Source organism: Sneathiella sp. (assembly GCF_036960985.1).
Lineage (GTDB): Bacteria > Pseudomonadota > Alphaproteobacteria > Sneathiellales > Sneathiellaceae > Sneathiella.
This window is the reverse complement of record NZ_JBALWD010000004.1, coordinates 126,927-152,606: the sequence shown is the minus strand read 5'-3', so window position 1 is coordinate 152,606 and position 25,680 is coordinate 126,927. Positions and strand designations below refer to the sequence as shown.

Sequence of the window (25,680 nt, the reverse complement as noted above, 5' to 3'; positions counted from 1 at the left end):
ATCTGTTTCGCGCCATAAGGACGATATCTCCTTCTGCGACATGGTTACAAGCCTTAACTAAAGGGTGCCGCAAAGGTAAAGATTTTCATCCCTCGCGGAATGAGGTAAAATGCGCCCAATCACACAATCAAAAAGAAAGTCCCGAACAATGACCGTGCCATCCGACGCCCAACTGGACCTGCAACTAGCCGCCCGCTCTCTCGCGCAATCTGACATTGGCCCCAACGCGGCCCTTACAGATAAGACGGAGCAGTATCCGTGGGACAATGTGGCGAAATTGACCGAGGCCGGGTTTATGGGCATGACCATTCCGACGGAATATGGCGGGCGCGGCCTCAGCTATTATGACGCGGTGCTGGTGATCGAGGAAATGGCCAAGGTTTGCGGTGTCACGGGACGGATTGTGGTGGAAGCCAATATGGGCGCCATTGGTGCGGTCATGAAATATGGATCGAAGGTGCAAAAGGAACTGGCCGCGAAACATGTCTTGGCCGGAGACAAACCCGCCATCTGCATCACGGAGCCCGGTGCGGGCAGCGCGGCGACGGAAATGACCACCACCGCCACCAAGAAAGATGGCCGTTATGTAATCAACGGCAAGAAGCACTGGATCACCGGCGGCGGGGTGTCAAAACTGCATATGATTTTCGCCCGGGTCATGGAAAATGGGGTCTCGCAGGGCATTGCCGGATTTCTCGCAGTACGCGATGAGACTAAGGGCCTGATCATCGGCAAACGCGAACCGGCCATGGGCTTACGCGGTATCCCGGAAACCGAAGTGATTTTTGAGAATATGGAAATCGATGAAGAGATGGCCGTCATCCCACCGGAAGGCTTGAAGCGAGGCTTTGCCGGACTGATGAAGGCTTATAATGGCCAGCGTATCGGGGCGGCCACAGTCGCCCTCGGGATCGGCCAAGGGTCCTACGAAGTGGCGCTTGATTACGCAAAATCTCGACATCAGTTTGGTCGTCCCATCGCTGAATTTCAGGGACTACAATGGAAACTGGCGGACATGTCCATCGGATTGGAAGCCTCCCGTGCGCTGATCCATAATGCCGCCGCTGGGGCCGGAGGTGGTTTTCCCGATATGCGCGCCGCGGCACAAGCCAAGGTGCTGGCCTCCGAGACCGCCATCAAGGTCACCAACGAGGCCCTGCAGATCCACGGCGCCATGGGCTATTCCCGCAATCTACCCTTGGAGCGCATGACCCGCGACGCCCGCATGTTCACCATCGGCGGTGGCACGGCAGAAATCCTGCGCACCCAAATCGCCGGCTCAATCCTCAGCATGAAAACCCCTCAGAACCGCGATGGCTATGTGAATTACTCCCGCGAAGCTGCGGAATAGGACGGCGTCATCGATTTAGGCAAAGCCGATCGTTCTTAATTGATGTCCCGTGTTGCCCCGGATACCCTAATTGAGCTGCCGGGCACGGAATCGAATTCAGCCGTTATCAATGAACGCGATCCCATATCTTCGCCTTGTATGAGGCTGAGCTTTCCGCCGTGGGGCCAGTCGATATCCCGCAAATACCCGGAAAAGGCGGCCGCGGCGGCCCCGGTTGCCGGATCTTCCAGAACGCCGCCAGACGCAAAGGCATTGCGCACGTGAAAGAGTTGATCATCTTGACGATACACCAACATGATCGTAATTAGCCCGCGTTTTCGCATAAATTGCCGTCCTGCATCCAGATCATATTGCATTGCCCGAAGGTCCTCCCGGCTCCGTAGCGATAGGACATAATGTTCTGCCCCACCATGGACACGCGCCGGCGGGATTCTCTCGTCCAGTTGTGACGCCTCATATCCGAACAATGCGAGTGACGCCTCAATCTCATCGGCATCTAATTGCTCACTCCTCGTAGCAGGCGATTGCAAAGCCGCGGTAAATTCATCACCATCCGCCGAACCCTCAACACTGATTTCGGCCTCGTTCAGCCGCAGCATGTATTTGCCCGGGCCCTTTTTCTCAGCCAAGGCCGCCCCGAGGGCTATGGTCGCATGACCGCAAAAGGGAACTTCAGATTCCGGCGAAAAATATCGAACCCGCCATGATTTTTTATCCGCTTCCAGGGCGGCAAACGCCGTTTCTGAAAAGGCGACTTGGACTGCCTTCGCCTGCATGACCTCCGGCGTAGGAAGCTCGTCGCATAACACAACGCCCGCCGGGTTGCCGCCTTCACGACCATCGGCAAAGGCCGCTATTTTCAAAACGTTCATCTTCATTCTCCATCCTATGGTTCGACTATAACCTTGAACATAGGGACTTCCTCACGCATACTACATAGCTAAACAACGTACTTTTCGCTAGTTACCTTCATATTATAAGGCAAATTGTAAAAATGGTCTCTGAAATTGAAAATTCCCTCGACGCGATGGACCTGACTATCCTTCAAAGCCTACAAACGGATGGCAGGATGAGGATGAGTGAGCTTGCCCAGATAGTCGGCATGTCAGCACCCAGCGTAAAAGATAGAATTCGGCGCATGGAAGACCGAGGCTTCATTCGAAAATTCACCATCGATCTCGACATGCGGGCCCTCGGCTATCAGCTGGAAGCAATCGTTCGAATAAAGCCACGGCCTAGCAATTTGCATTTGGTCGAAAAAATGATCGTCGAGGAACAGCGATTTACGTCTTGCGACAAAGTCACCGGCGATGATTGCTTTATTGCCCGCCTTGCCTTGAAAACCATCCAGGAGCTCGACGATTTATTAGACCCGTTTCACGAAAAAGCCGAAACCAATACATCGATCATAAAATCTTCGCCTATCAAAAACAGAACGCCTCTGAGCAGAAAATAAAATTCCGATACGGCCCTCTCCCGATTATCGCGGGTTGGTCAAGCCCGGCGTTCTCGCATTTCGCAGGCTCGGCAGGCTTGAGATAATAATACCCGGGGTCAGGATGATCAGGCTCACCACCCCCAGCCATGTCGGTGTTTCCCCAAGAAAAATATAAGCCAGAAATGCCCCAATCGCAGGCACACCGGACATCAATGCGGCGGTCACCGAGGGGCCGATATTGCGCACGGCGATAGAGATTAGGACGAGACCAATAATGTTGGGCACGATCCCCTGATACCCCATCTGGAACCAGAGTTGATCCATCGGGGTCTCACTGATACCAGAGGGCAGGAACAAAAAGTAAATGGGTAAAAACATGATTGCATTGAGGATCGATCCACAGAGCCAGATCTGTGTCACCGACAGATGCCAGACTCGATTGAGGATCATATAGCAGGCAAACAAGGACCCTGCGACGACGAACAGAAAATCGCCAAACCAGGTGGTAGCAATATCAAACCCGGCAATACCGAACGCTGCGAATCCCGCACCGATAATGATCAGGACTGCACCTACTATATGCTGCTTTGTCGGTTTTTCGCGAAACATGAAATAGCCCAAAACCATGATCAATGTGGGCAGCATGCCGTTCATGAACACTGCTCCATGGGCCGCCGGTGCATCGTGGAAGGCACTGAAAATTACCAGTGAATAGGGCAAGCCAATGATCGCCGTTGTCACCCAAAGCTGCTGAAATGTCATATGGCGCCACGGCTTGGCGTAGAGCACGAAGGGCAGTGCAAAAAGACTGGCGATGCCGAAGCGAAAGGCTAGCAAATCATAGACTGTCAGGCTCGATTGCACACCAGCGCGGCTGGTTACCAACCATCCCGACCAGATAATGACAATGGTCGACGCGGCCAGAAGGCCTAGCCAGGGGCGTGCCGGTTGCGTGTTTTCTGTTTCTTTTTTTTCTTTGGACATGCGGCAAACCCGGACGGGCTTCTCCTGAATGAATTTACGGAACAAATGCTAAGGTGGGAACGCGCAGCAATCGTTTGACAATAAACCTTTTATGATCCGCGTAAACGGTTAGTTGATCAGTATGTGCGTCTCGCTACTCAATCTCTGCCATCAATCGAGCAGATGTCATTGCCACAATCAATGGTCGGAATATTTTGCCCCAGCAACCGCATTAATGTCAGCGTAAGTGCAATGCCAATCATCATGGCGACGAAGGCTGGTAGAGCATGGGGTGATAGTGAAGGCAGCCCTTGAAACATCAACACATCATTGCCGCCAGGGATGAAACCGGCCCCCGCCCCCATAAGCACGCCACCAAACAAATAGTTAAGCCATTGGCGATTGGGAGCCAGAATCAGGCGAAACCGCCGGCCCTGCCAAGCGGAGAGAAAAACACCGATAACCAGCGCGGCAAAAAGCAGCCAGTAAATTGCCGCCGGCAGTGCGGATCCTGCCACTATGTCCCGCGCCGAATGACCCAACACATAGGTATAAGGCCAGGCGCCCACAAACACATAGAGGACAGCATTGCTTAGCCCCATCAATAATGCTGCCGTGGATAAGCGATAATGAGCGGCCGTGACTTTGCCTTTCCATCCTGAAGGACTAAAGCTATGCCGTAACTTTGCCAATTCCCAAATCATCCATGCAGATAAGGCGATGGCCAGCGGCAGGTGCCAGCTTGCCATAAGCGACATGCCGGTTTGTGTATCCATGGCCATGGGCGTGAAGTCGCCTAAGGGCACCAGTTCCAGCAATGCGGCACCGGTAACAAACCCGAACAGCGCAACCAGCATTCCCAAATTTCCCGCGCCGAGCCGGGTCAAAGTGGAAAAGGCACATCCGCCATTTATGGTCGCGCCAACACCGAAGAGCAATCCCCCTACCAAGGTCAAAAGAGACAGTTCCTTGCCCACCGTCATCATAACATCCACGGGCACAAACAAGGTAATCAGAAGCGTTGCCCCCATCACCCACAAAACAGACTTTATGAAACTGGCAATCATGAAGCCGCGCCTCGTCGTCAGCAACTCCTCCACTGCGCGGACCGAACACAGACTGGCGCGATGGGCGGAAAATCCAATAACTCCCGCCAAACCAACGCAAACAATACCAATCCAAAGTTCCATTTTCACCTCTTATACCAAATGCTAATTTGGCTGTTTAAAAACAACTTCCTTATGGCATGAAATCAGTGCGCCAAGAAACCCATCATAATCACATCTTCGCGCTTTAAGACACTCAACCCTTAAAGGTCTCCGCTAGATGACTGATCAGGGCCCGAATACGCGCCGTTAGATGGCGCCCCGGCGGATAGACGGCATTCAAGGTAATTTCCGTTGCTTCCTCTTTTTCAAACAAAATTTGCAATGTCCCTGCCTCCAGAAAAGGCTTCACAGAATAATGCGGACACATTCCTATCCCCGTGCCACCCGAAGCCATATGGGCAATGGCTCGCGGCGAATTAGCATGAAACGGCCCATCAACAGGGAAGGAAGCCACGTTGCCATTGATGCGGAACTTCCAGTTGTAAGGATCCGCAGAAGTAAGCTGTATCAAGCAATTATGGGTTTCCAGCGCACTTGGGTGTTTAGGCTCACCATGCTCTGCCAGATAATCCGGAGACGCGATGACCACCATGCGCATATCCATCATCTTCCGCGCCATCAGGCTGGAATCCTTCATCGCACCGAAGCGAATGGCCAAATCGAATCCGCCCTCAATCACCGCCACATGCTGATCAGACAAATGCAGGTCAACGGAAACATTGGGATGCGCCATTTGAAAGGGGCGCAATGCATTGACCAGCTCCCGGCTGCCAAACCCGGTGGGCGCCGTGATACGGATAGGGCCCGCAAGTTCTGATTGCCGTTCCTGCACCAGCCCTTCAAGCTCGTCGAATTGATCCAGCAAAGGCAGACAACGTTCTAGATAAGCTGTTCCCGTATCAGTGAGGCTCACACTGCGGGTGGTGCGGTTAAACAGTTGGGCGCCCAGATGTTCCTCAAGTTGGCGCACATATTTACTGGCAAGCTTGGTACTAATGCCCAGCTGTCCGGCGCCACCGGTAAAGGATTTCTGGCTGGCGACGGCCACAAATGTGCGCATGCCATCTATCGTATCCATGGGAATATCTTTCTCTACAAATATATTATCTCCAATATGTACATAATATATCTCCAAAAAGGCATATTATCAACAAACGGGTCAAGTGCTAAGTAAGGGTCATCACAAAATGAAAACCAAAGACTCTCTCTTGAAAAGGAAAATCAATGTCAAACGCTATCAAAATCCATAGCTTCCCCCTCTCCGGTCATGCCCATCGCATCGAGCTGTTCGCAAACCTCGCTGGTATCGCCCACGAAGTTATTTTTGTCGACCTTGCGGCCGGGGAGCACAAACAGGCTCCGTTTCTTGCTTTAAATCCCGCCGGGCAGGTGCCGGTGATCGAAGACGGCGATACGATCGTCACGGATTCAAATGCAATATTGGTATATCTGTCACGTAAATATGCCCCGGACTATCTTCCGAGCGATCCAAAATTGGAAGCCGAAGTCCAGAGGTTTTTAACATTGGCAGCGGGCGAGCTTGCCTTCGGTCCCGCAGCGGCTCGCCTGATCACTGTCTTCGGCGCGCCGCTTGACGTAGATTTTACCCAAACAACAGCGGCCAAGTTCCTCGGGAAGTTGGAAGCCCATATGAACGGTCGTAATTTTCTTGTGGGAGACGGCCCGACAATCGCTGACATTGCGATTTACAGCTATACTGCACATGCACCTGAAGGCAATGTCTCACTGGAACCCTACCCGAACGTCCGACGCTTGCTTGGTAATATTGAGGCACTTGAAGGATTTGTTCCCATGCCAGAGACCAAAGTCGGTCTTGTCGCCTAACATACGATTACTGACGTGGCAACCACGATGTCCTGCGGTTGCCACACTCCGACACACGCCCTAAAGGAGACTGAAAATGCAAAAATCGACTGATCCGGATGCAGCGACGTCGCCATTTCATCCGGGCGAACAGGAACTTCAGTCCCTTACGGGCAAACGCGACATGATGGAAAAGTTCGGTCGTCGCGCCATACGCGATCACATGCCGGATCAACATCGCGGCTTTTTCGCACAACTTCCTTTTCTCGTCGTCGGCAATGTCGATGACGCCGGCTGGCCATGGGTATCAATTTTATCCGGAAATCCAGGGTTCCTAAGCTCTCCCGACGCCAGTACGCTGCGGGTCACGGCGACAGCGGCAAAAGGTGATCCTCTCGGTGGTGCCCTTAGCAAAGACGGTGCACCACTTGGCTTGCTCGGCATAGAAATGATGACGCGACGCCGCAATAGGATGAATGGCCGCATTTCCGAAATCGGCCCATCCCATTTTGCAGTGACCGTCGATCAATCCTTCGGTAACTGCCCGCAGTATATTCAAAACCGGTCCGTAGATTTCGTTCGTGACCCAGCAATCCCAGCCAAAGACGCGCTTGCGGAAATATATACCAGCCTTGATCTCGAGGCCGTCCAGTTGATCCAGAATGCCGATACTTTTTTTGTCTCTAGCTATCTAGCCCCCAAAGATCAGCCGGAAATTGAAGGTGTGGATGTCTCCCATCGCGGCGGCATGCCGGGCTTTGTGAAAGTAGAAGGCGACACGCTCACAATACCCGATTACCCGGGCAATTATCATTTTAACACTTTTGGCAATTTCCTGCTTAATCCAAAAGCAGGCCTGACTTTCATGGATTTCAACACGGGTGATTTGCTGATGCTCACAGGTAGTGTGGAACTGCTATGGGACCAAGATGAAACCGTGACCGCTGTCAAAGGATCAGAACGGGCTTGGCGTTTTACGCTGGATCATGGCATCCGTTTAAAAGATGCATTGCCCTTCCGTGCAAAATTCTTCGACTATTCCCCCCATTCGGAAATGACCGGCACCTGGGCACAAGCCGACGCTTTAAAAGCCGCCGAAACGAAACGCGAAGAATGGCGCCCCTATCGCCTCGCCCGCATCAAAAACGAAAGCTCGGTGATCCGGTCTTTCTATTTTGAACCCGCAGATGGCCACACCCTATTGCCGTTTGAGGCAGGACAATTTTTAACGCTGCGCCTGACCACCGGGGAAAATACTGAGCCGGTCATCCGCACCTATACAGTCTCCTCGGCACCGGGAGAGGATTTCTACAGGATTTCGGTCAAGCGTGAAGATGAGGGCTATATCTCCCGCTATCTGCATGACAGACTAAAACCCGGCGATATCATCGAAGCCAAAGCACCACGCGGAGATTTCTTTATTGATCCTACCGAAATACGTCCTGCTGTTCTGTTGGCCGGTGGTGTTGGCATCACTCCCATGTTGTCCATGGCGCTGCATGTTGTCAGTGAAGGGGTCCGCACCCGGCATATGCGTCCACTCACCATTTTCCATTCAGCTCAAACGACAGAGCAACGCGCCTTCAGTGACCTGTTTAATCTCTTGCAGAAGCAGACTGAAGGGGTCCTGACCTTTTACTCATTTATTTCCAATCCAGCAGCGGATGAAAAGCCCGGCGTTGATTTTAACGGTCGTGGACGCATTCAGGCGGAGGCTTTCCGCCAAGCCCTCGGTCTCGATGATTACGATTTTTATCTCTGTGGTCCGCCCGCCTTTATGCAAGCCATGTATGATACGGTACGCGGCTTGGGCGTAAGAGATGCCCGTATTTTTGCCGAATCCTTTGGTCCCGCCTCTCTTGCTCGCTGGCCCGATGACGGGGCGACGGTATTTGAGCCGGAAGAAGAAGCAGAGCTCAGCATCATCACTTTCGCCGCTTCGGGCTTTGAACAACGTTGGAATGCCGGAGACGCCACCCTACTAGAGACAGCAGAAAATCATGGCCTTTCCCCAGCATTTAGTTGCCGGGATGGCAAATGTGGTTCCTGTGCCACCAAGATCAAAACTGGCAGGGTTGCTTACCGCACAAAACCAACGGCTAGCCTGGCTGAGGATGAAGTGCTTCTGTGTTGCTCTGTGCCCGCCAAAGGGTCAGATGTTATTGAGCTCGATCTTTAAAATAGTGAAAGGAAATCTTATGGAAACACGCCCCCCACTCCCGCCGTTTGATCGCAATACCGCCATCCAGAAAGTTCGCCTGGCCGAAGATGGTTGGAACAGTCGTGATGCATCAAAAGTCGCTATGGCTTATACTTTGGATACCAATTAGCGGAACCGATCTACCTTTATCAAAAATCGTGCCGAAGCCGAGGCGTTCCTCAGCGGAAAATGGATCAAGGAGCTGGATTACCGTCTAATCAAAGGGCTCTGGGCTTTTACGGAGAACCGTATCGCCGTTCGGTATGCCTATGAATGGCACGACGACAGCGACAACTGGTTCCGGTCCTATGGGAATGAAAACTGGGAATTCGCCCCATCAGGTCTGATGCAAAACCGGTTCGCCTGTATCAACGATTTACCAATCATGGTAGCGGATCGAAAGTTCCATTGGCCGCAAGGCCGCCGTCCCGATGATCACGCAGGCTTATCCGATCTCGGACTCTAGTATCCAAAAATGCTCTTCATCACGTAATTTCCATAAATACAGATTAGCAGTAGCTAAAAATACTGCTTACGTGACAGTAGAATGACTTAATCTCGAAAATTCCTTTAAAATTAAGGGCTTGAAAATTTTTCTTCGGCCAAGCATGTCATTTTTATGAATGCATTCATATTTTTGAAACGTTTCATATTGACAGCCCGAAACTGTCATGCTCAACTTATACCAGTCGCAAAGAACGACATAAAATCTAACGCACAAAACCTAGAAAATTGAGGGAGGTTGATATGAAACTAATGAAATTTGCCGCGATTGCCGTCACCGGTATCGCCCTTCTAACTGGCACTGCCCATGCAGCGGACAAGCCTGTAGTTGGTTTAGTAATGAAATCATTGGCTAACGAGTTTTTCCAGAATATGCTGGAAGGTGCAAAAATGCATGAAAAACAGCGGGGCGATTATGAATTGCGAGCTGTTGGCATGCAAAATGAAACGGATTTTGAATCTCAAATCAACGCCGTTGAAAATTTCATCACACAAGGTGTAGACGCCATTGTTATAGCCCCTGCCGATTCGAGAGCCATGGTACGTCCGCTTAAAAAAGCGATGGCCGCAGGTATCGTTGTAATCAACTTTGACGTCTCCTTGGACGCAGAAGCAAAAAAACAGCAAGGCGTTGAACTGGCCTTTGTCGGACCAGATAACCGCGGTGGTGCCAAACTTGCAGGTGATGCTCTCGGTAAGAAACTGGGCGCGGGTGCAAAAGTCGTCATCATCGAAGGCAATCCTGGCGCTGATAACGCCAACGAGCGTCGCCTTGGTTTTGAAGCCTCTGTCGCAGAATACAAAATGAACCTGCTCGACAGTCGCACCGCCCATTGGGAAACCGAAGAAGCAAACGCTGTCTTTTCAACAATGCTGACAGCCCATCCCGATCTGCAAGGTGTTATGGCTGCCAATGATTCAATGGCAATCGGTGTTGTCAAAGCGCTAGAATCAGCTGGTCGCAAGGATATCACGGTTGTTGGTTTCGATAATATTCCAGCTGTTGGTCCTATGATTTCAGATGGACGCATGCTCGCTACCGTTGATCAGTTTGGCCAGCAAATGGCCGCAAACTCGATCGATCTTGCGTTGGATATCATTGCCGGCGGTCCGAAATTGACAGGTTGGGTTAAAACCCCGATCGAGCTCGTTACAAAAAAGTAACCTACCTGGGATAGTTCCCGCTCCGCTTAACGGCCAACGCTGGCCAAAGGTGCGGGAACTATCTAAAGTTCTGCTATATCAACGAAAATGGGAAACGATTGATGGCGTCTGGGCAGCTTACCGATCAACAAAAATCGACGGATGCAAAGAACTTCCTCCATGTCGACGGCCTTAAAAAGCATTTTGGCGGCGTCAAGGCACTGGACGGCGCAAGCTTTTCTCTGACGCGCGGAGAAGTCCACGCCCTTGTCGGCGAAAATGGAGCCGGCAAATCCACTTTGATCAAAATATTATCCGGGGTCTTTCCTTTTGATGCCGGGACGATTTTTCTTGGTGGTACCCCTTATGCGCCGACCACGCCACATGAAGCGAAGGCGTCCGGTGTCCAGGTTGTCCATCAGGAATTTAACCTCCTCAATCATCTGAGCGTTGCCGAGAATATTTCCATTGAGGCCCTGCCTCGCAACCGCTTCGGTCTGCTGGATATTCGGGAAATGAACCGACGTGCCCGCGTCGCACTGGATGCTGTCGGTATGCAGGATGTGGATATCCGTACGCCTGTGGAAACGCTTGGTATTGCCCATCGACAACTGATAGAAATTGCCCGCGCTTTGCAATCGGATAGCAAGATACTTATCCTCGACGAGCCGACAGCGACCCTAACAGAGCGGGAAACGAAACGACTGTTTAAAATCATTGAAGGCATTAAGGCAAAGGGTGTGACCGTTGTATTCGTCTCCCACCACTTGGAGGAAGTTTTTGCCATTTGTGACCGGGTTACCGTTTTCAGAAGCGGCGTCACCATCATCACGGAAAATATCGCAGATACAACGCCCACCGGAATCGTCCAGCATATGGTCGGCCGCCAGCTGGCGCAGGAGATGGAAACCGGGCTGGACACCCATATCCTCGACCATATCGCCCTCAGCGTAAAAAATCTCTGCGTCGCAAAAAACCCGCGAAATGACGGCATCACCTTCGACTTGCGTTACGGAGAAATTCTTGGCATCGCCGGACTGGTTGGTGCTGGCCGAACGGAATTGCTCCGCGGTATTTTCGGTACCGATCCTGTTCGGTCAGGTACCATCGAGCGGGACGGAAAACCTGTAAGCTTTTCAAACCCTCGGGATGCGATCGCCTCTGGAATTGGATTTGTCACAGAAGACCGTAAAGATGAAGGGCTCATCCTTGATATGTCCATCGCCGCCAATATTTCGCTAGCAAATTTGAGTAAGCTGTCTTCCTACGGTTTGTTGAGATTCCCCGAAGAAGCGCAGATGGCGCGGAGCGGCGGCGAGCGTCTCAAACTGAAATATGGAAAACTTAGCGATCCCACATCCAGCTTGTCTGGTGGCAACCAGCAGAAAGTAGTTCTGGCTAAATGGCTAGCAAGAAATCCGAAGGTCCTTATTCTGGACGAACCAACCCGCGGCGTTGACGTGGGAGCCAAAGCGGAAATCTATTCAATACTGAAGGGCTTGGCCCGGGAAGGGGTAGCCCTTCTCATCGTCTCGTCAGAGCTGCCGGAATTAATGACCTTGTCTAATCGGATCCTTGTTATGGCTGGCCACCGCGTCAGCGGAGCCCTCGCCCGACCGGATTTTTCCGAGGAGAGCATCCTTAAACTGGCTTATGGTCAAAATATGAATGTCGAAGGAGACGCTCGTGACACTATCCATTGATCCGGCAGAAGATAGAGACCGGCGCGGTATTTCCGTCCGGTCCATTATCAATAGCGCTGGAATCGGCCTTGCCCTGATTGCCCTGATTATCTTTTTTTCAGTCTTCACAGAGCATTTCCTAAGTCCCAACAATCTGACCAACATCCTGACGCAAATTACCATCAACATGATATTGGCCGTTGGCATGACCTTCGTCATTCTAATCGGTGGTATTGATTTGTCCGTCGGATCTGTGATGGCATTCGCCGCAGTTGTTGCCGGCAAGGCTATTACATTACCCGGCTTAGGTCCTGTCGAATTAATTATTCTAGCTACCGGTGCTGGCTTGCTGGCGGGTGTCGCCTGCGGATTGATCAACGGCTTGGTCAGCGCCTATTGGGCCCTGCCGTCTTTTATCATCACCTTGGGTATGCTCAATATTGCGCGTGGTGCTGCGCTTCATGTTTCGGATGCAAAAACCATTTATTCGTTCCCCTTCGCTTTTGAAGAATTCGGGTCAATGTTGTTGTTCGGTATTCCTGTCGTTTTTCTGGTAGCATTAGTACTTGTTTTTATTGCGTGGTTTATCCTCAACCGAACGGTATTCGGTCGATTGCTCTATGGTATCGGCAATAACGAGGAAGCCGTCCGTTTAGCCGGACACCCCGTTTTTTGGTACAAGGTCGCGGCTTTCGCCATTTGCGGTCTGACAGCCGGTATTGCCGCCATTGTCTATATGGCCCGCCTCAATATCTCGAGCCCCATTGCCGGTATCGGCTTTGAACTTAATGCCATTGCCGCGGTAATTATTGGGGGTACTAGCTTAAATGGCGGACGTGGGTCCATCATCGGTACCTTGCTTGGTGCTTTCATCATCGGCGTTCTGGCCAACGGTCTGATCCTGATTGGCCTCAATGATTTTATGCGACAGATGATAACTGGAGTTGTTATTATTATCGCTGTAATTCTCGACCATTATCGCGCGAAGTATATGTCACGATGAAAAGAACACTTCTTCTAAATCGGCACCTGAGTGCCCTCATTGCCCGACTTGGGCATCTGGATGAAATTGTTGTCGCCGATGCCGGTTTACCGATGCCGGACAATGTGGAAGTCATCGATCTTGCGATCATTCCGGGCCTCCCAAGATTTGTTGATGTTCTACGTGCCTTGCGTACAGAGCTGATCATTGAATCAGCAGTTCACGCATCGGAAGCAGCCCCGGACCTTATCGATGACATGCAAAAGGAGCTAGATATATGGTCAAGAGAATGTGATCAGAAGATCTCTTTTCAAGGTATTCCCCATCAAGATTTCAAACGTCGTTCCGCCAATGCGAAAGCCGTTATCCGCACGGGTGAAGTCATCCCGTACGCTAATATTATTTTAATCAGCGGGGTGGCGTTTTGACGGATGTCATTGTTGTCGGTAGCGTGAATATTGATTTCACCAATTACTTGATCGACTGGCCCCGTGTAGGAGAAACAGTCAATACGCAGGACACGAAAATATCCTTAGGCGGCAAAGGAGCCAATCAATGTGTTGCCGCATCTAATCTCGGAAGTACAGTTACCATGCTCGGTGCCATCGGCGATGACAGCTTCGGTCGGGAAGCCATACACGCCTTACAAAGACCAGGCATCACTCTACAGTTTGAACAACGATCTGATGCCACAACCGGTATGGCATTTATCGATGTTGTCTCCAACGGATCGAATGTGATCCGGGTCGCCGCCGGAGCTAATAATTGTTTGACCACTGGACTTATCGAAAAAAACGCGCACCTGTTTGCCTCAGCAAAAGTAATCTTACTACAGAATGAAATCCCTCTGGCCGTCTCCCTCACCGCCGCGCGAATAGGGCGTGAAAATGGCGCACTAGTCGTTATGGATCCAGCGCCAGCGCCGAGCGAACTATGGCAAGGCTCTATTCATTCGGCGTTCGATATCCTAACGCCGAATGCCGAGGAGGCACATTTGCTTCTCGGCGAGAAACCAGTAACCCTTGAAGACGCATTGGGAGCCGCCAATGCTGTTCGAAATTTGGGTGCCCGTGGGGCGATTGTCACCATGGGAGGAAAAGGTGTTTCTTGGTCGCTCCCCTCTTCCAGCGGAACTATGGCGGCACCAATGGTGAATGCTGTCGATACAGTTGCCGCAGGAGACTGTTTTAATGGTGCTCTGGCAGCAGCTTATGTCGATCAGAAGAATGATGAAGAGGCCATCCGCTTTGCCATGCTTGCGGCCGCCCTGACAACGACGAAAAAAGGGGCTTCAGAGGCCATTCCAGTAAAAGCAGATGTATTGGCGATGAAATGGCCAGAACCGCAAATTTCTTGATATAGTCCTAAGATGCGATCGCTAGATAAATCATACCTGCTGCTGGAGAGCTCCAAATGACGACGGTACGAGATGTTGCAAAACGGGCAGGCGTTTCTGTCGGCACCGTCTCTCGTGTCCTGTCCAAGAATGAAACAGTGAAGCAACCGTTGAAAGAACGGGTGCAAAAGGCCATGCAGGATCTTGACTATAAACCCAACCTTGCGGCGCGGGCTTTGCGAACAAGTCAAGTTGCTGTAATTGGCCTGGTAGTCCCCGATATCACCAATCCATTTTTTGCTCAGCTGGCAAAATGTATCGAAACAGAGGCCGCAAAACGCAATCATTCGGTAATGCTCGCTAATTCCCATGATGACGAGGAGACAGAACGTAAACAAATTTCTGCTCTACTTGATCATGCGCCGCGCGGCGTCATTGTCGTCGCCGCCTCAGACACAGGCGCGTTGGGCTATGAGACTATCGTCCCTATCATCTCTCTAGACAGGAGATTTGAGAAATATCCTCTTATTGCCACGGATCATTCGGATGGTTCGGCGAAAATCGCTGATCACTTATACGACCTTGGCCATCGCAAAATCGCCTATATCTCTGGCCCCCAAAATACCGAGGTTGGGCGATCCCGTAGAAATGGCTTTCTCTCTCGTATCAAAACACTGGGGCACGACGGAGATCCAGTTACTTTGCAAGTATTCGAAGGACAGTTCGACTATGAGCATGGTGAAGAAATTGGACGTGAGATTTTGCAGTCGAACAATTTTGAACGACCGACTGCCATTGCAGCCGCTAGTGATCAGCTCGCCATCGGCGTGCTGCGCGCCGCCCGCGATTTAAAAATTGATGTCCCAACTGAGCTTTCAGTAACTGGCTTTGATGACATTTCCCTCGCCCGCCTTGTTGTCCCGCGCTTGACAACTATTCGGCAACCAACTGACTTGTTGGCGCAAACTGCCCTCGAACAAATTTTCGAAGAAAGAGGAACCCGAGAAGAACAAGCCCTCAAAGGAGATATCGTTATCAGAGGCTCCACAAGTCCACCATCGCTTTGATTAATTGCCCGTCATTAGATAAGGCTACTGTCCTTTGTATTGGAAAGTTCGGGAAACCATAATATAACTTAGTAGGTTAGAGTAATACAGTAAGCAATTGTAATTAAATCAGTAATTGAATTTTTATAATAACTGGTTAATATTATTAAACTGGGATAAATAATATTCTGTCGAAAATTTATCCGAGATCATTTGATACAGGTTGTTTGCACCTCACGCTGCCTTATCGTATGTAGTTAGGTATGCCAAAAAAGTATCTGCAAGATGTTGCTCTGAAGCTCATCAACTGGTTTAATTCTGAAGGCCGTCTGATCAATGAAGCAGGTGTGCTGGATCAAGCAATCGTAGATCGATTACTGGCCACGGGCATTCCCCTTTATCGGTATACCACTGGCATGCCCAGCCTGCATCCCATGGTCGACAGTTTTTCCACCTTATGGGAAGAAGGTAAGGGAATTACTTTTCGGCAATTCAAACGGGCAGATTTCCCCAATTTAGGCGTTTCTACCAATGCCTTCCAGACAGCCTACAAGACTGGTGGAAATGTCCGCTGCCGCCTCGATGGCCCACCGGAAGAAGATATTTTCGATATTCTGGCCGAACTCCGTGCAGAAGGATGTACAGACTATCTTGTCATAGCCCTGCCTTTTTCGGATGGAGCCAACAAGGCGGTAGGTTATGCAACGCGTGCTGCCGGCGGATTTTCTGACGATCACATTTTCTTGCTGAAGCAGATCCGCTTTGCCATGGCCGCGACACTGGCAGTTCGCTACTTACGGCATATGGCCTCAACCGTGATGAACACTTATGTGGGTCCGACCGCTGGTCAGCGCGTCCTCGACGGAGAAATCAAGCGTGGCACAGGCGAGACCATTCGCGCCGCCCTTTGGTTCAGTGATCTAAAAGGCTTTACTGTCCTTTCCGAAAGTCTCGACAGTGAATCCTTGCTGGAGCTTCTTAACGCCTATTTCGATGCAATCACCGGCGCCATCGAAGCTAATGGTGGTGAAGTTTTGAAATTTATCGGCGATGCTGTGTTAGCGATCTTCTCTCCGCCAAATGCCGATGAAGCAGCCGCTGCCCAAAATGCGTTAAGCGCTGCCCGCGCCGCCATGTCGAGCCTTGCGGATATAAATCGAAAGCGACACGGCGAGAACCTAACGGAAATTCAATACGGAATCGCACTGCATTTTGGGGATGTCTTCTATGGCAATGTGGGCGGTAAGACCCGTCTTGACTTCACAGTCATCGGACCGGCGGTCAATCTCGCTAGCCGCATCGAGGGACTGACCCGAGATCTCGGAAGAAATATCCTGGTCTCCCAAAATTTTGCTGATCTTCACCCGGAAAAATTTAGCAGCAAAGGCCATTTCTCTTTGAAGGGCATCGCCGAAGAAGCAGAGGTTTTTGTCCCCACTAAACTCCGTTGACCCCGCCATTTAGGATCCGTCTACCAGCACAAACACTACCCGGCAAATGGCACCAGAGCGATTAGCCCAACCGTGATTTGTACCTCGCTGGATCAAGATATCCCCGGCCTTGAGAACGGTTTCCCCTTCGTCCATTATAGCCGTCAGTTCACCCTCAACAACGATGGCATAGTCAACGGTGCTGGTTTTATGCATGCCATAATGTCGGGTATCGCTGGGCGCATGATCGGCGTCCGGATAAAGCTGCTTGAACGTCTCATCCATTATCTTCTGAAATTCTTCCGGATCCATGGGTTCGGGCGGAATATCAATGGCTCGGATGACCGTCCCCATCTGCTGCGGCATTACACCGTGATGATCAATGATATCATCTTCGGCAAGCACGTCGGATGGGGATTTTCCGGTCCGCCAGATATTGGTGACGGCGTATCCTGGACGGACGTCAATGGTTTTGATGGCGGGCGACGGACCATCTTCTTCTATCACACTAGCCCCGGCCGCATTATGGCCAGTCACCACACGACGCACGGGTTTGAGTTTCTGAGGCATTTTTTTAACTTTTGCGCTTCCTATCGGTTTGTCAGACAGCAAAGAGTATCATATTCGGCTAACACCGGAAACTGTCTCGGGCAAATCAGAGATCTAGCCTTCAAATACTACCGTGCGGCTGCCATTGATGAAAACCCGCTGTTCTGCATGTAGTTTGATGGACGCGACAGCACATGGGCTTCGATATCGCCGCCGCGGCCTCAAATTGCCTGATACCAACAGAGGCATAGTATAATGGCTAATTTCGAAATAATGGATTGAACAATTAAGAGACATGATCAACAGTGTCCTGACCCTATGGCACAATGGGAGGAGACCATGTCCGACGCACCCTTGATTGATCTGCATCATATCACGACGTATCAAAATGATGGCGTGGTCTTGATTAAAGGCCTTTTCGCGGATTGGACGGACACTATCTCCGCCGGGATCGAACGAAATATGCGTGATCCCGGTCGTTACGCGTCGGAAAACCTTCAAGCGGACGAAGACGGGCGATTTTTTGACGATTACTGCAACTGGAACCGCATACCAGAATTCGAGCAGGTGGTCCACCAATCTCCAGCCGCCGCCGCTGCTGCGGCCCTAATGAATTCAAAGCAAGTCCAATTGTTCCATGACCATGTGCTGGTCAAGGAACCCGGAACCTCGAAGCCAACGCCGTGGCATCAGGATGCACCTTACTATTTTGTAGAGGGAGAGCAGACGGTCTCGTTCTGGTCTCCCATGGATCCTGTGAAAGAGGCGACTTTGCGATGTGTCGCGGGATCTCATAAATGGGAGAAACTGGTCTTGCCCATGCGCTGGTTGTCGGGAGACGGCTTTTACAACAACACGGATGAGTATATGCCAGTACCCGATCCTGATTCAGATCCTGATTTGTATCGGGTGGCGGAATGGGAAATGGCGCCGGGAGATGCCATCGCTTTTAATTATAGGACCCTTCATGGCGCACGCGGCAACAATACAGCCATTCGGCGACGGGCATTTTCGTTACGCTTTGTCGGCGATGATGCGCGCTATACGGCGCGGCCAGGACCAACTTCACCGCCCTTTCCAGGACACGGCATGACGGAGGGTCAAAAATTGCGCGAGGACTGGTTTCCAATCGTCTACCGCGACGAATGAAACCTTTAAAGCTTATGGCCTAAGGCCGCCATCACCCTATTCTTGATATACACACCATCGCGCGAGGGAAGAACTCGCGGTACTTCCACCGCGTCAATGGCAATGGTTGCACAGTTGAGCGCATTTCGCGCGTGAATACGTTCGCGAAGATCCTGAACTCCGGTCATATCCAATATTCGCGCGGTCCAGTCGAACTTGACACTTGCCGCGACCTTATCGAGCTCCACACCGCGACCTGCATGACTGAGCTGCATGCCGGTTTCACCGTAATAACCATTATCCAGAATGGCTATGGTCAGATTTTTAGGGGCTTGTACGGCAATGGTGGCAAAAGCCCCCATGGCCATGAGCATTTCCCCGTCCCCCGTAACCACCAGCACATTATGATCGGGTCGCGATTTCGCCAGCCCAAGGCCAACCATGGCCGCCCCGCCCATGGCGCCCCAAAGATAATAATTCAAATCATGATCGCCCGCGGCCATCACATCGTAAGACGGCGACCCTAACCCAGTGACGACGATCGTGTCACCACGATCCTGCAATAACTCGGTAACAACTTCACGGCGTTTCAAGAGAATATGGGTCATATTATTTCGTCCACTCCTTTTTCCCTATCAGACGCTGCCCGAGCAGTACCGCACATGCTTGATCCCCATCGAATGCCATCGTAGCCGCACCGCGCACAAGTGGTTCCACATCTTCAGGTCTGTCGGCGCGCCATGTGAGAACCCCCATCAAATTCAAGGCTGCTTCTGCTGCCTGCCCCATGGGATTTTGCCATTGATTAAATTCAGCCCAATCACCGCGCATGGTAATAAGCATCAAAAGTGGAAAACGGGCGTTGTTTTGCAGGGATAACATGTTGATGCAATTGCCGGCACCGCTGGATTGCATGAGCAACACGCCGCGATCACCGCCAAGGCTCGCTCCCGCGAGATACGGAATCCCCTCTTCTTCCGTCGTCAAAACAACGGCTGTCACATCGCTGTCCGCTTCAAATTGTTTGATGGCCGTTGCGTGTCCAGCATCCGGTACATAGGCCATATGTCGAACATCAAATTCTTTCAGAATATTATAGATCTGAGATTGCCAGTCTGTCTGAGTATCGTTCTTCGGTGTCATACGCGTCATAAATGCAATCCAATAGTCTATGTTTTCTTTTAAAAAACATAACAGCTTATTTTCGACTGCACAATTTGCGTCGTTAGCAAATTGTTTAATGCAGCATGGTCTTGGCCGGATTGGCTATGACCCTGAAAGATGCTCTTTTCTCAATCGCCGCGATATTAGGCGTCACCTGCCGTAAGGCTAAGCGCCGCATTGGCAAGTGAAGCGATCGGTCCGACAACTCCTGTGCCCAGCCAATTATGACTGGTTGGGCGACGCGCACCGTCGCTGGTTCGAGAAAATGTGATATCAGTTGCGTGACTTGCACTTCGTCGCCAGCTTGCGCCAACGCGATGGATTGCAGTATTCGCCATTCATCATCTGATATCCCGCCGCAGCACGGGCAGCGAATATCTACTGCACGGCTGTGGCCAGAAATTACTAGCGACAGCAGATTATCGAGGGCTATCAGACCATTAGAACATCTAGCGCGCTGATAAGCTTCACGCAATGTTGCATAAGGAGAGTAGTTTTGCCGGTGTCCATCCGACCAAATACGAATACTCCATAGCGTTAATTGTTCAGGATAGGATAGATCCTTGAGATGGTTTGGAACTGTTTCACTAAATTTCATAATCAATCTCGTTTAATAATGTAATTTATTAATAATGATAATCATTAGCAATAAAGCAAGAACTATTTCAATATTCTTATTTAGTTTGGAAACAGCCCTTTTAATCCCTATGTAAATATGTGGAGATTCAATGATGCAATACCAAAATCTGCGCCGCTATATGAAGACATTTGCTGCGGCCGCGGTGATGCTGAACCTTCTGATCGGTGCCCTTACTGCAACTACAAGCGCAACTCCAGCAGTTACAACATTGCAATCGAACACCCCTCACGCATGGCCAGAAGAAGACTGGGATATATTTAAGGAGAAGATGGCTTGGGCCGGCGAGCAGCGGCTTGAGGAACTGCCAATTCGGGAGATCATCCTCCAATTTGGACTATCCTTTCAAGGCGCGCGTTATGCCGCACATACACTAGAGAAAAACACAAGTATAGAACGACTGGTAGTCAACTTCCGCGAATTCGATTGTGTTACTTTCATTGAGAATATGCTTGCGATGGCCCGCCTTATCAAAGACGACCGGTACACACCGCAACTGACGCCCGAAAAGACACGCGCCCTATATGAAAAGATCTTGAGTGGCATACGCTATCGAGATGGCATCATAGACGGTTACCCAAGTCGTCTGCATTACTTCACGGACTGGGTTCGAAGTAACACCGCTAACGGTACTGTCATGGACATCACGGAAGATTTACGAGGACAGCAGGAAAGCAATACCATCAATTTCATGAGTAAAAATCCAGACGCTTACCCGCGTCTGTCAAATCCTGAAAATCTAAATCGTATCTTACAAAATGAAGCAGCTATCACAGAAACTGCCCGACATGTTATAGCACAAGACACGATTGCCCTGATCGAACATAATATCCGCGACGGCGATATCGTGGCAATGACAACACCCTTGGAGGGTCTCGATGTCATCCATGCGGGGATCGCTATCTGGCGTGCCGGCCAACTTCACATTTTGCATGCACCCCTTCCTGGCCGACCTGTTGAGGTGAGCAATCGAACACTCTCCAAACGGACGCTAGAAATGAGAAATCAAACCGGCATCACCGTGGCTCGACCGTTGGATAACTAACGAGCCAACGGCGGTCTTGGAGTCTCCATCGCCGAATGTTGATGGTAAAATATCTAAGCCCGCATATTCGCACCATTCGCATCATAAATCGGCGCGCCGAGAATATTCGCGTTATACAATTCTCCCAATATTTCCACCTCCACCAATGTACCTGGTGTTGTATGCCCAATATCCACATAGCCCATGGCCATGGATTTCGAAACATGATGTGCGTATCCGCCTGAGCTGATGTAGCCCACAGCTTTCCCGTTTTTTAGAATGGCTTCATCATTGGACACATCGATGCCGTCCACATCAATTGTCAGTGTCACCAGCTTGCGGCGAACACCGGCAGTTCGAATTTGCTCGGTCGCCTGTTTGCCCACAAAATCTTTCTTCCAATTGATAAATACATCCATGCCCGATTCAACTGCATTGAAATCCGGGCGGAAATCTAAGGTCCAGACACCCCAGCCTTTTTCCAATCGCATCGACATCAATGACCGTGCGCCATACCAGCCATAGCCAAGGTCTTGGCCCGCCTCCTCGACCGCCTCGGCTAAACGCAAAAGATATTGTGGGCGGCAGTAAATTTCGTAACCCAGTTCGCCCGAAAAACTGATCCGATTTAGGATAACCGGTACACCGCCGACAAATGTTTCGCGCATATCGCGAAACCGGAACGCCTCAGACGACACATCATCGCGGGTTAGCCGAGACAAAAGCGTCCGCGATTTTGGTCCGGAAAGCGCTATCCCATGCCAGTCATCTGATACATTGGCATAAGTCACATTTTCCGGCAGGTCTTTTTCGAACCAACGACGATGAGCGTCCTGCATGGCGCCAGAGCCAAAAATCATGAAATGATCCTCTGCGAGACACGCAACGGTTAAATCCCCGTAAAGCTTCCCTTTTGGTGTCAACATCGGCGTCAAGGTGAGTCGCCCAGGTTGGGGAACGTATCCTGCCAGAATATAATCAAGATAAGTACGGGCGCCCGCGCCCTTAAATTCATGCTTGGCGAAATTGGCGATTTCGATGCCGCCCACAGCTTCACGCACCCTCTTGATTTCCTGCGCGACGTAGTCATGGGATCGATTGCGTTCAAACGTTGGTTCTTCATGGGCGGTGTCCGGCCCATCTGCGAACCACAAGGCATGCTCAAGGCCAAAGGCCTGCCCCATTACCGCACCTTTCGCAACCAGCCGATCATACAACGCCGTAGTTTTTTGCATCCGCCCCTTAGGCAGCGTTTCGTTTGGGAATGTCATGACGAACCGACGTTCATAATTTTCCGTCGATTTGATGGTTCCCCAATCAGGGGACGCAAAATCACCAAACCGGGCCACATCCATAGCCCAAACGTCAATGCTCGGTTCACCATCAATCATCCATTCGGCCATTGTTAGACCTACCCCGCCGCCTTGGCAAAAGCCGGCCATGACACCCACAGCAACCCAATAATTTTTCATGCCCGGCACAGGTCCGATCATCGGATTTCCATCAGGGCCGAAGGTGAACGGTCCGTTGATAAAATTCTTGATCCCGGCCTGACCAATAGCCGGAAGGCGATCGAAGGACATTTCCAATCGGTCTGCGATTCGATCAATATCTGGCGGCAGCAACTCATGACCAAAGTCCCAAGGTGTGCCCTCTACTTTCCATGGTGTTCCTTTGGGCTCATAGGTCCCCAGCAGCATTCCCTGTCGTTCCTGTCGAAAATAGATGTTGGCTTCGTAATCGATGCCCGCAGGCAACCTCGTTCCGTGATTTTTTACGGCATCAATATCTTCGGTTATCAGGTAATGATGCTCCATGGGCTGAACTGGCAAATTAATACCTTGCATATGCCCGACCTCACGAGCCCACAGACCGCCGCAATTGACGATATGTTCTGCATTGATAACGCCTTTAGGCGTTGTCACATCCCACGATCCATCGGGGCGCTGACGGGTGGCGGTCGCCGGCGTATGCGTGAAATACTGGGCACCATGGACTTTCGCAGATTTGGCAAAAGCATAGGTGGCGCCAGAGGGATCTAGGTCGCCATCCTGATCATCCCAGAGTGCCGCATGATAATGTTTCGGATCAATCAACGGATGGCGGTCTGCCACTTCTTGCGGTGAGATAAATTCCTGACGCAATCCCATATGGCGCGCTTTAGACCGCTCCCGTTTGAGATAGTCATACCAGTCTTTGTTCGAGGCCAAATAAAATCCGCCGGTGATATGCAGCCCGACGGAATGTCCGGAAGTCTCTTCAATTTCTTTATATAGGTCAATCGTATAGCTTTGCAGGCGGGAAATATTGGGATCGGAACTAATCGTATGTATTTGGCCGGCTGCATGCCAGGATGAACCAGAAGTCAGTTCATCTCGTTCCAGTAGCACCGCATCTTTCCAGCCGAATTTTGCCAGGTGAAAAAGAATGGAACACCCAACTACACCGCCACCAATTACCACCACCTTGGCATGTGAAGGTAACTTCTTTTGCGGCACGCTTGTATCTTTTAGAATTTCAGGCATCAGGGTCTCCGGATCTTTCAGCAGGCTAAAACACTCGAAATTAGAAGGATCAATACCAGGCGTCAGGAAGCTCTTCTTTCCGTCTGGCGACAAATTCTTGCAAGGCTTCACGCTTGCTATCTTCGATCGGCGGTGGTTGATAGTCGCGCAACATACCAGTCCATTTTTCGTAGGCGCGGGTTCGCATATCAGTCGAGCCTCCCTCTTCCCAGCTTTCAACATTTTCACTGTCAGACAACTGGGCTTCATAAAATGCCGTCTGGTAATTTCTCATCGTGTGGGAGGAGCCTAAAAAATGCCCTCCGGGTTCCACTTCACCATAGGCGTCCCGTGCGAAGGCCTCGTCCGAGACATCCAATCCATGGTCGAGTATTTTCTGATAGCTTCCCAACCGATCCGCATCCATGATCAGTTTTTCGAACCCAGTACAAAGCCCGCCTTCCAGCCATCCTGCCGCATGCAACACGTAATTAGCGCCAGCCAGCATGGTGGAATGCATGGAGTCGGCTGATTCATAGGCAGCTTGTGCATCTTCAATTTTAGACGCAGTCAATGAACCGCCACACCGCAACGGAAGCCCCACCCGACGAGCAAGCTGGCCGATGACGTAATTACTCAAGACTGGTTCTGGCATCCCAAAAGTTGGTGCACCGGACTTTAGGGACATGGAAGACAGAAAATTACCTAGGACAAACGGCGCGCCCGGCTTTACCAATTGAGAGAAAGCGCAGACCATCATGGCTTCTGCCATGGCCTGAGTAACAGACGCGGTCGTCGAGGCCGGTCCCATGGCGCCACTCAAAATAAAAGGCACGACAATGATCCCCTGCCCACGAGAACAATAAACCTGTATAGCTTCGGTCACGACTTTGTCGACCAGCATTGGCGAATTGGTGTTTACATTGCCAAGAATAACGCAGTTTTTCTCCATAACCTCTTTGCCAAACACGATTTCGGCCATATCGACACTGTCCTGGGCCCGCGACATTTCTGTTATGGCCCCAAGATGCGGTTTATCGCTTAGCGTCATATGCGTATAGAGCATATCCAGATGCCGCTTGGACACCGGAACATCGCAAGGTTCGCAGGTGACAAAACCACCATGATGCAAATTTGGATGCATATATGTCAGTTTGACTAGATTCTCAAAACTATCCATATCCCCATAACGTCGACCTTCTTTTAAGTCTCGCACGAACGGCGCACCATAAATTGGAGCGAAAACTTGATTGGTCCCACCAATTGTTACAGTCCGCTCGGGATTGCGGGCTAGTTGCGTAAACTCGCTCGGGGCACTCTTACATAAATCCCGGATCCAGTCAGCCGGCGCGCGAATGATATCACCGTCAATCTTCGCCCCAGCTCGGCGCCAGATTTTATGGGCTTCCGGGTCGTCGCGAAAGGCAACACCCACATCCTCAATGAGCCAATCCACTTGGGCTTCCAACTTCGTCAATTGCTCATCATCTAGCACATCGTAAAAAGGCAAGCGTCGCTGGATATTAGGCGATGCAGGAATACCTGTCGCCGCCATATTGCGATCCCTTGAGGCTCTTGAACGACGTGCCATCATTTCCCCTTTTTGTATTTTGTCTTATGCTACACCATCACACATATGTTGTGATGCTTGAAAAAACTGATTAAT

The 25,680-nt window shown here is 50.9% G+C and carries 23 protein-coding genes and 1 pseudogene; 14 read left to right on the top strand and 10 right to left on the bottom strand.

The annotated features are described in order from the left end of the window. Positions 1-148 precede the first annotated feature (148 nt). Complete coding sequence (gene acdA / locus V7723_RS03750; protein ID WP_335683094.1) at positions 149-1,351, top strand: 3-sulfinopropanoyl-CoA desulfinase; 1,203 nt, start codon at positions 149-151, stop codon at positions 1,349-1,351. A 35-nt stretch (positions 1,352-1,386) separates the two neighbouring features. Here the strand turns inward: acdA and V7723_RS03745 are convergent, their stop codons facing one another. Beyond that, on the bottom strand, positions 1,387-2,223 hold the full coding sequence (locus V7723_RS03745) for a PhzF family phenazine biosynthesis protein (protein WP_335683093.1): 837 nt from the start codon (positions 2,221-2,223) through the stop codon (positions 1,387-1,389). Positions 2,224-2,345: 122 nt separating this feature from the next. On the opposite strand from V7723_RS03745, the gene V7723_RS03740 reads away from it, so the two are divergent. Then, on the top strand, positions 2,346-2,807 hold the full coding sequence (locus V7723_RS03740) for an Lrp/AsnC family transcriptional regulator (protein WP_335683092.1): 462 nt from the start codon (positions 2,346-2,348) through the stop codon (positions 2,805-2,807). Positions 2,808-2,831: 24 nt separating this feature from the next. Here the strand turns inward: V7723_RS03740 and V7723_RS03735 are convergent, their stop codons facing one another. The 3 genes from V7723_RS03735 to V7723_RS03725 form a co-directional block, all read right to left on the bottom strand. After that, on the bottom strand, positions 2,832-3,773 hold the full coding sequence (locus V7723_RS03735; protein WP_335683091.1) for a DMT family transporter: 942 nt from the start codon (positions 3,771-3,773) through the stop codon (positions 2,832-2,834). 137 nt (positions 3,774-3,910) lie between these two features. Beyond that, positions 3,911-4,942: a YeeE/YedE thiosulfate transporter family protein gene (locus V7723_RS03730; protein WP_335683090.1), complete on the bottom strand. Its 1,032-nt coding sequence runs from the start codon at positions 4,940-4,942 to the stop codon at positions 3,911-3,913. A gap of 112 nt (positions 4,943-5,054) precedes the next feature. After that, complete coding sequence (locus tag V7723_RS03725; protein ID WP_335683089.1) at positions 5,055-5,939, bottom strand: LysR family transcriptional regulator; 885 nt, start codon at positions 5,937-5,939, stop codon at positions 5,055-5,057. A gap of 146 nt (positions 5,940-6,085) precedes the next feature. Here V7723_RS03725 and V7723_RS03720 point away from each other — a divergent pair, with 146 nt between their 5' ends. The 10 genes and pseudogenes from V7723_RS03720 to V7723_RS03675 all read left to right on the top strand — a co-directional run bounded on the left by V7723_RS03720 (position 6,086) and on the right by V7723_RS03675 (position 17,029). Beyond that, entirely contained in the window at positions 6,086-6,706 is a 621-nt protein-coding gene (locus V7723_RS03720) for a glutathione S-transferase family protein (protein ID WP_335683088.1), read from the top strand. A 76-nt stretch (positions 6,707-6,782) separates the two neighbouring features. After that, on the top strand, positions 6,783-8,864 hold the full coding sequence (locus tag V7723_RS03715) for an FAD-binding oxidoreductase (protein WP_335683087.1): 2,082 nt from the start codon (positions 6,783-6,785) through the stop codon (positions 8,862-8,864). Positions 8,865-8,883: 19 nt separating this feature from the next. After that, positions 8,884-9,351: pseudogene (locus V7723_RS03710) on the top strand (nuclear transport factor 2 family protein). 281 nt (positions 9,352-9,632) lie between these two features. Then, the gene (locus V7723_RS03705) at positions 9,633-10,553 is read left to right on the top strand and encodes a sugar ABC transporter substrate-binding protein (RefSeq protein ID WP_335683086.1); all 921 of its coding nucleotides are present in this window, start codon (positions 9,633-9,635) and stop codon (positions 10,551-10,553) included. A gap of 101 nt (positions 10,554-10,654) precedes the next feature. Continuing rightward, a complete protein-coding gene (locus tag V7723_RS03700) occupies positions 10,655-12,235 on the top strand; it encodes a sugar ABC transporter ATP-binding protein (RefSeq protein ID WP_335683085.1) in 1,581 nt (526 codons plus the stop codon). Then, on the top strand, positions 12,231-13,217 hold the full coding sequence (locus tag V7723_RS03695) for an ABC transporter permease (protein ID WP_443024182.1): 987 nt from the start codon (positions 12,231-12,233) through the stop codon (positions 13,215-13,217). The genes V7723_RS03700 and V7723_RS03695 overlap by 5 nt, the downstream gene beginning before the upstream one ends. Continuing rightward, positions 13,214-13,624 carry a D-ribose pyranase gene (rbsD, locus tag V7723_RS03690; RefSeq protein WP_335683083.1) on the top strand — a complete coding sequence of 137 codons (411 nt, stop codon included), beginning with the start codon at positions 13,214-13,216 and terminating at the stop codon, positions 13,622-13,624. Before V7723_RS03695 ends, rbsD begins: the two co-directional genes overlap by 4 nt. Next, positions 13,621-14,553 carry a ribokinase gene (locus V7723_RS03685; protein WP_335683082.1) on the top strand — a complete coding sequence of 311 codons (933 nt, stop codon included), beginning with the start codon at positions 13,621-13,623 and terminating at the stop codon, positions 14,551-14,553. Before rbsD ends, V7723_RS03685 begins: the two co-directional genes overlap by 4 nt. A gap of 56 nt (positions 14,554-14,609) precedes the next feature. Further along, positions 14,610-15,599 carry a LacI family DNA-binding transcriptional regulator gene (locus V7723_RS03680; RefSeq protein WP_335683081.1) on the top strand — a complete coding sequence of 330 codons (990 nt, stop codon included), beginning with the start codon at positions 14,610-14,612 and terminating at the stop codon, positions 15,597-15,599. Positions 15,600-15,841: 242 nt separating this feature from the next. Then, positions 15,842-17,029: an adenylate/guanylate cyclase domain-containing protein gene (locus V7723_RS03675; protein ID WP_335683080.1), complete on the top strand. Its 1,188-nt coding sequence runs from the start codon at positions 15,842-15,844 to the stop codon at positions 17,027-17,029. A gap of 9 nt (positions 17,030-17,038) precedes the next feature. Here V7723_RS03675 and V7723_RS03670 read toward each other — a convergent pair whose 3' ends face one another. Further along, positions 17,039-17,578 (bottom strand): cupin domain-containing protein, encoded by a 540-nt coding sequence (locus V7723_RS03670; RefSeq protein WP_335683079.1) that lies wholly within the window; start codon positions 17,576-17,578, stop codon positions 17,039-17,041. Positions 17,579-17,896: 318 nt separating this feature from the next. On the opposite strand from V7723_RS03670, the gene V7723_RS03665 reads away from it, so the two are divergent. Continuing rightward, on the top strand, positions 17,897-18,706 hold the full coding sequence (locus V7723_RS03665; protein ID WP_335683078.1) for a phytanoyl-CoA dioxygenase family protein: 810 nt from the start codon (positions 17,897-17,899) through the stop codon (positions 18,704-18,706). 5 nt (positions 18,707-18,711) lie between these two features. Here V7723_RS03665 and V7723_RS03660 read toward each other — a convergent pair whose 3' ends face one another. The 3 genes from V7723_RS03660 to V7723_RS03650 form a co-directional block, all read right to left on the bottom strand. Continuing rightward, positions 18,712-19,293, bottom strand: a complete 582-nt coding sequence (locus V7723_RS03660) for a thiamine pyrophosphate-dependent enzyme (protein ID WP_335683077.1) — start codon at positions 19,291-19,293, stop codon at positions 18,712-18,714. Between the two features lies 1 nt (position 19,294). Next, entirely contained in the window at positions 19,295-19,828 is a 534-nt protein-coding gene (locus V7723_RS03655) for a phosphonopyruvate decarboxylase (protein ID WP_443024180.1), read from the bottom strand. A 94-nt stretch (positions 19,829-19,922) separates the two neighbouring features. Then, a complete protein-coding gene (locus V7723_RS03650) occupies positions 19,923-20,447 on the bottom strand; it encodes a hypothetical protein (protein ID WP_335683075.1) in 525 nt (174 codons plus the stop codon). 130 nt (positions 20,448-20,577) lie between these two features. Here V7723_RS03650 and V7723_RS03645 point away from each other — a divergent pair, with 130 nt between their 5' ends. Beyond that, on the top strand, positions 20,578-21,531 hold the full coding sequence (locus V7723_RS03645) for an N-acetylmuramoyl-L-alanine amidase-like domain-containing protein (RefSeq protein ID WP_335683074.1): 954 nt from the start codon (positions 20,578-20,580) through the stop codon (positions 21,529-21,531). Positions 21,532-21,584: 53 nt separating this feature from the next. Here the strand turns inward: V7723_RS03645 and V7723_RS03640 are convergent, their stop codons facing one another. Then, complete coding sequence (locus V7723_RS03640) at positions 21,585-24,035, bottom strand: GcvT family protein (RefSeq protein ID WP_335683073.1); 2,451 nt, start codon at positions 24,033-24,035, stop codon at positions 21,585-21,587. Positions 24,036-24,084: 49 nt separating this feature from the next. Further along, positions 24,085-25,605, bottom strand: a complete 1,521-nt coding sequence (locus V7723_RS03635) for a trimethylamine methyltransferase family protein (protein WP_335683072.1) — start codon at positions 25,603-25,605, stop codon at positions 24,085-24,087. Between the last annotated feature and the right edge of the window lie 75 nt (positions 25,606-25,680).

What these genes read in the sequence shown, in the direction of transcription:
- acdA (WP_335683094.1), top strand. Translation starts at nt 149, where the DNA reads ATGACCGTGCCATCCGACGCCCAACTGGACCTGCAACTAGCCGCCCGC.
- V7723_RS03745 (WP_335683093.1), bottom strand. Translation starts at nt 2,223, where the DNA reads ATGAACGTTTTGAAAATAGCGGCCTTTGCCGATGGTCGTGAAGGCGGC.
- V7723_RS03740 (WP_335683092.1), top strand. Translation starts at nt 2,346, where the DNA reads ATGGTCTCTGAAATTGAAAATTCCCTCGACGCGATGGACCTGACTATC.
- V7723_RS03735 (WP_335683091.1), bottom strand. Translation starts at nt 3,773, where the DNA reads ATGTCCAAAGAAAAAAAAGAAACAGAAAACACGCAACCGGCACGCCCC.
- V7723_RS03730 (WP_335683090.1), bottom strand. Translation starts at nt 4,942, where the DNA reads ATGGAACTTTGGATTGGTATTGTTTGCGTTGGTTTGGCGGGAGTTATT.
- V7723_RS03725 (WP_335683089.1), bottom strand. Translation starts at nt 5,939, where the DNA reads ATGGATACGATAGATGGCATGCGCACATTTGTGGCCGTCGCCAGCCAG.
- V7723_RS03720 (WP_335683088.1), top strand. Translation starts at nt 6,086, where the DNA reads ATGTCAAACGCTATCAAAATCCATAGCTTCCCCCTCTCCGGTCATGCC.
- V7723_RS03715 (WP_335683087.1), top strand. Translation starts at nt 6,783, where the DNA reads ATGCAAAAATCGACTGATCCGGATGCAGCGACGTCGCCATTTCATCCG.
- V7723_RS03705 (WP_335683086.1), top strand. Translation starts at nt 9,633, where the DNA reads ATGAAACTAATGAAATTTGCCGCGATTGCCGTCACCGGTATCGCCCTT.
- V7723_RS03700 (WP_335683085.1), top strand. Translation starts at nt 10,655, where the DNA reads ATGGCGTCTGGGCAGCTTACCGATCAACAAAAATCGACGGATGCAAAG.
- rbsD (WP_335683083.1), top strand. Translation starts at nt 13,214, where the DNA reads ATGAAAAGAACACTTCTTCTAAATCGGCACCTGAGTGCCCTCATTGCC.
- V7723_RS03680 (WP_335683081.1), top strand. Translation starts at nt 14,610, where the DNA reads ATGACGACGGTACGAGATGTTGCAAAACGGGCAGGCGTTTCTGTCGGC.
- V7723_RS03675 (WP_335683080.1), top strand. Translation starts at nt 15,842, where the DNA reads ATGCCAAAAAAGTATCTGCAAGATGTTGCTCTGAAGCTCATCAACTGG.
- V7723_RS03670 (WP_335683079.1), bottom strand. Translation starts at nt 17,578, where the DNA reads ATGCCTCAGAAACTCAAACCCGTGCGTCGTGTGGTGACTGGCCATAAT.
- V7723_RS03665 (WP_335683078.1), top strand. Translation starts at nt 17,897, where the DNA reads ATGTCCGACGCACCCTTGATTGATCTGCATCATATCACGACGTATCAA.
- V7723_RS03660 (WP_335683077.1), bottom strand. Translation starts at nt 19,293, where the DNA reads ATGACCCATATTCTCTTGAAACGCCGTGAAGTTGTTACCGAGTTATTG.
- V7723_RS03655 (WP_443024180.1), bottom strand. Translation starts at nt 19,828, where the DNA reads ATGACACCGAAGAACGATACTCAGACAGACTGGCAATCTCAGATCTAT.
- V7723_RS03650 (WP_335683075.1), bottom strand. Translation starts at nt 20,447, where the DNA reads ATGAAATTTAGTGAAACAGTTCCAAACCATCTCAAGGATCTATCCTAT.
- V7723_RS03645 (WP_335683074.1), top strand. Translation starts at nt 20,578, where the DNA reads ATGATGCAATACCAAAATCTGCGCCGCTATATGAAGACATTTGCTGCG.
- V7723_RS03640 (WP_335683073.1), bottom strand. Translation starts at nt 24,035, where the DNA reads ATGCCTGAAATTCTAAAAGATACAAGCGTGCCGCAAAAGAAGTTACCT.
- V7723_RS03635 (WP_335683072.1), bottom strand. Translation starts at nt 25,605, where the DNA reads ATGGCACGTCGTTCAAGAGCCTCAAGGGATCGCAATATGGCGGCGACA.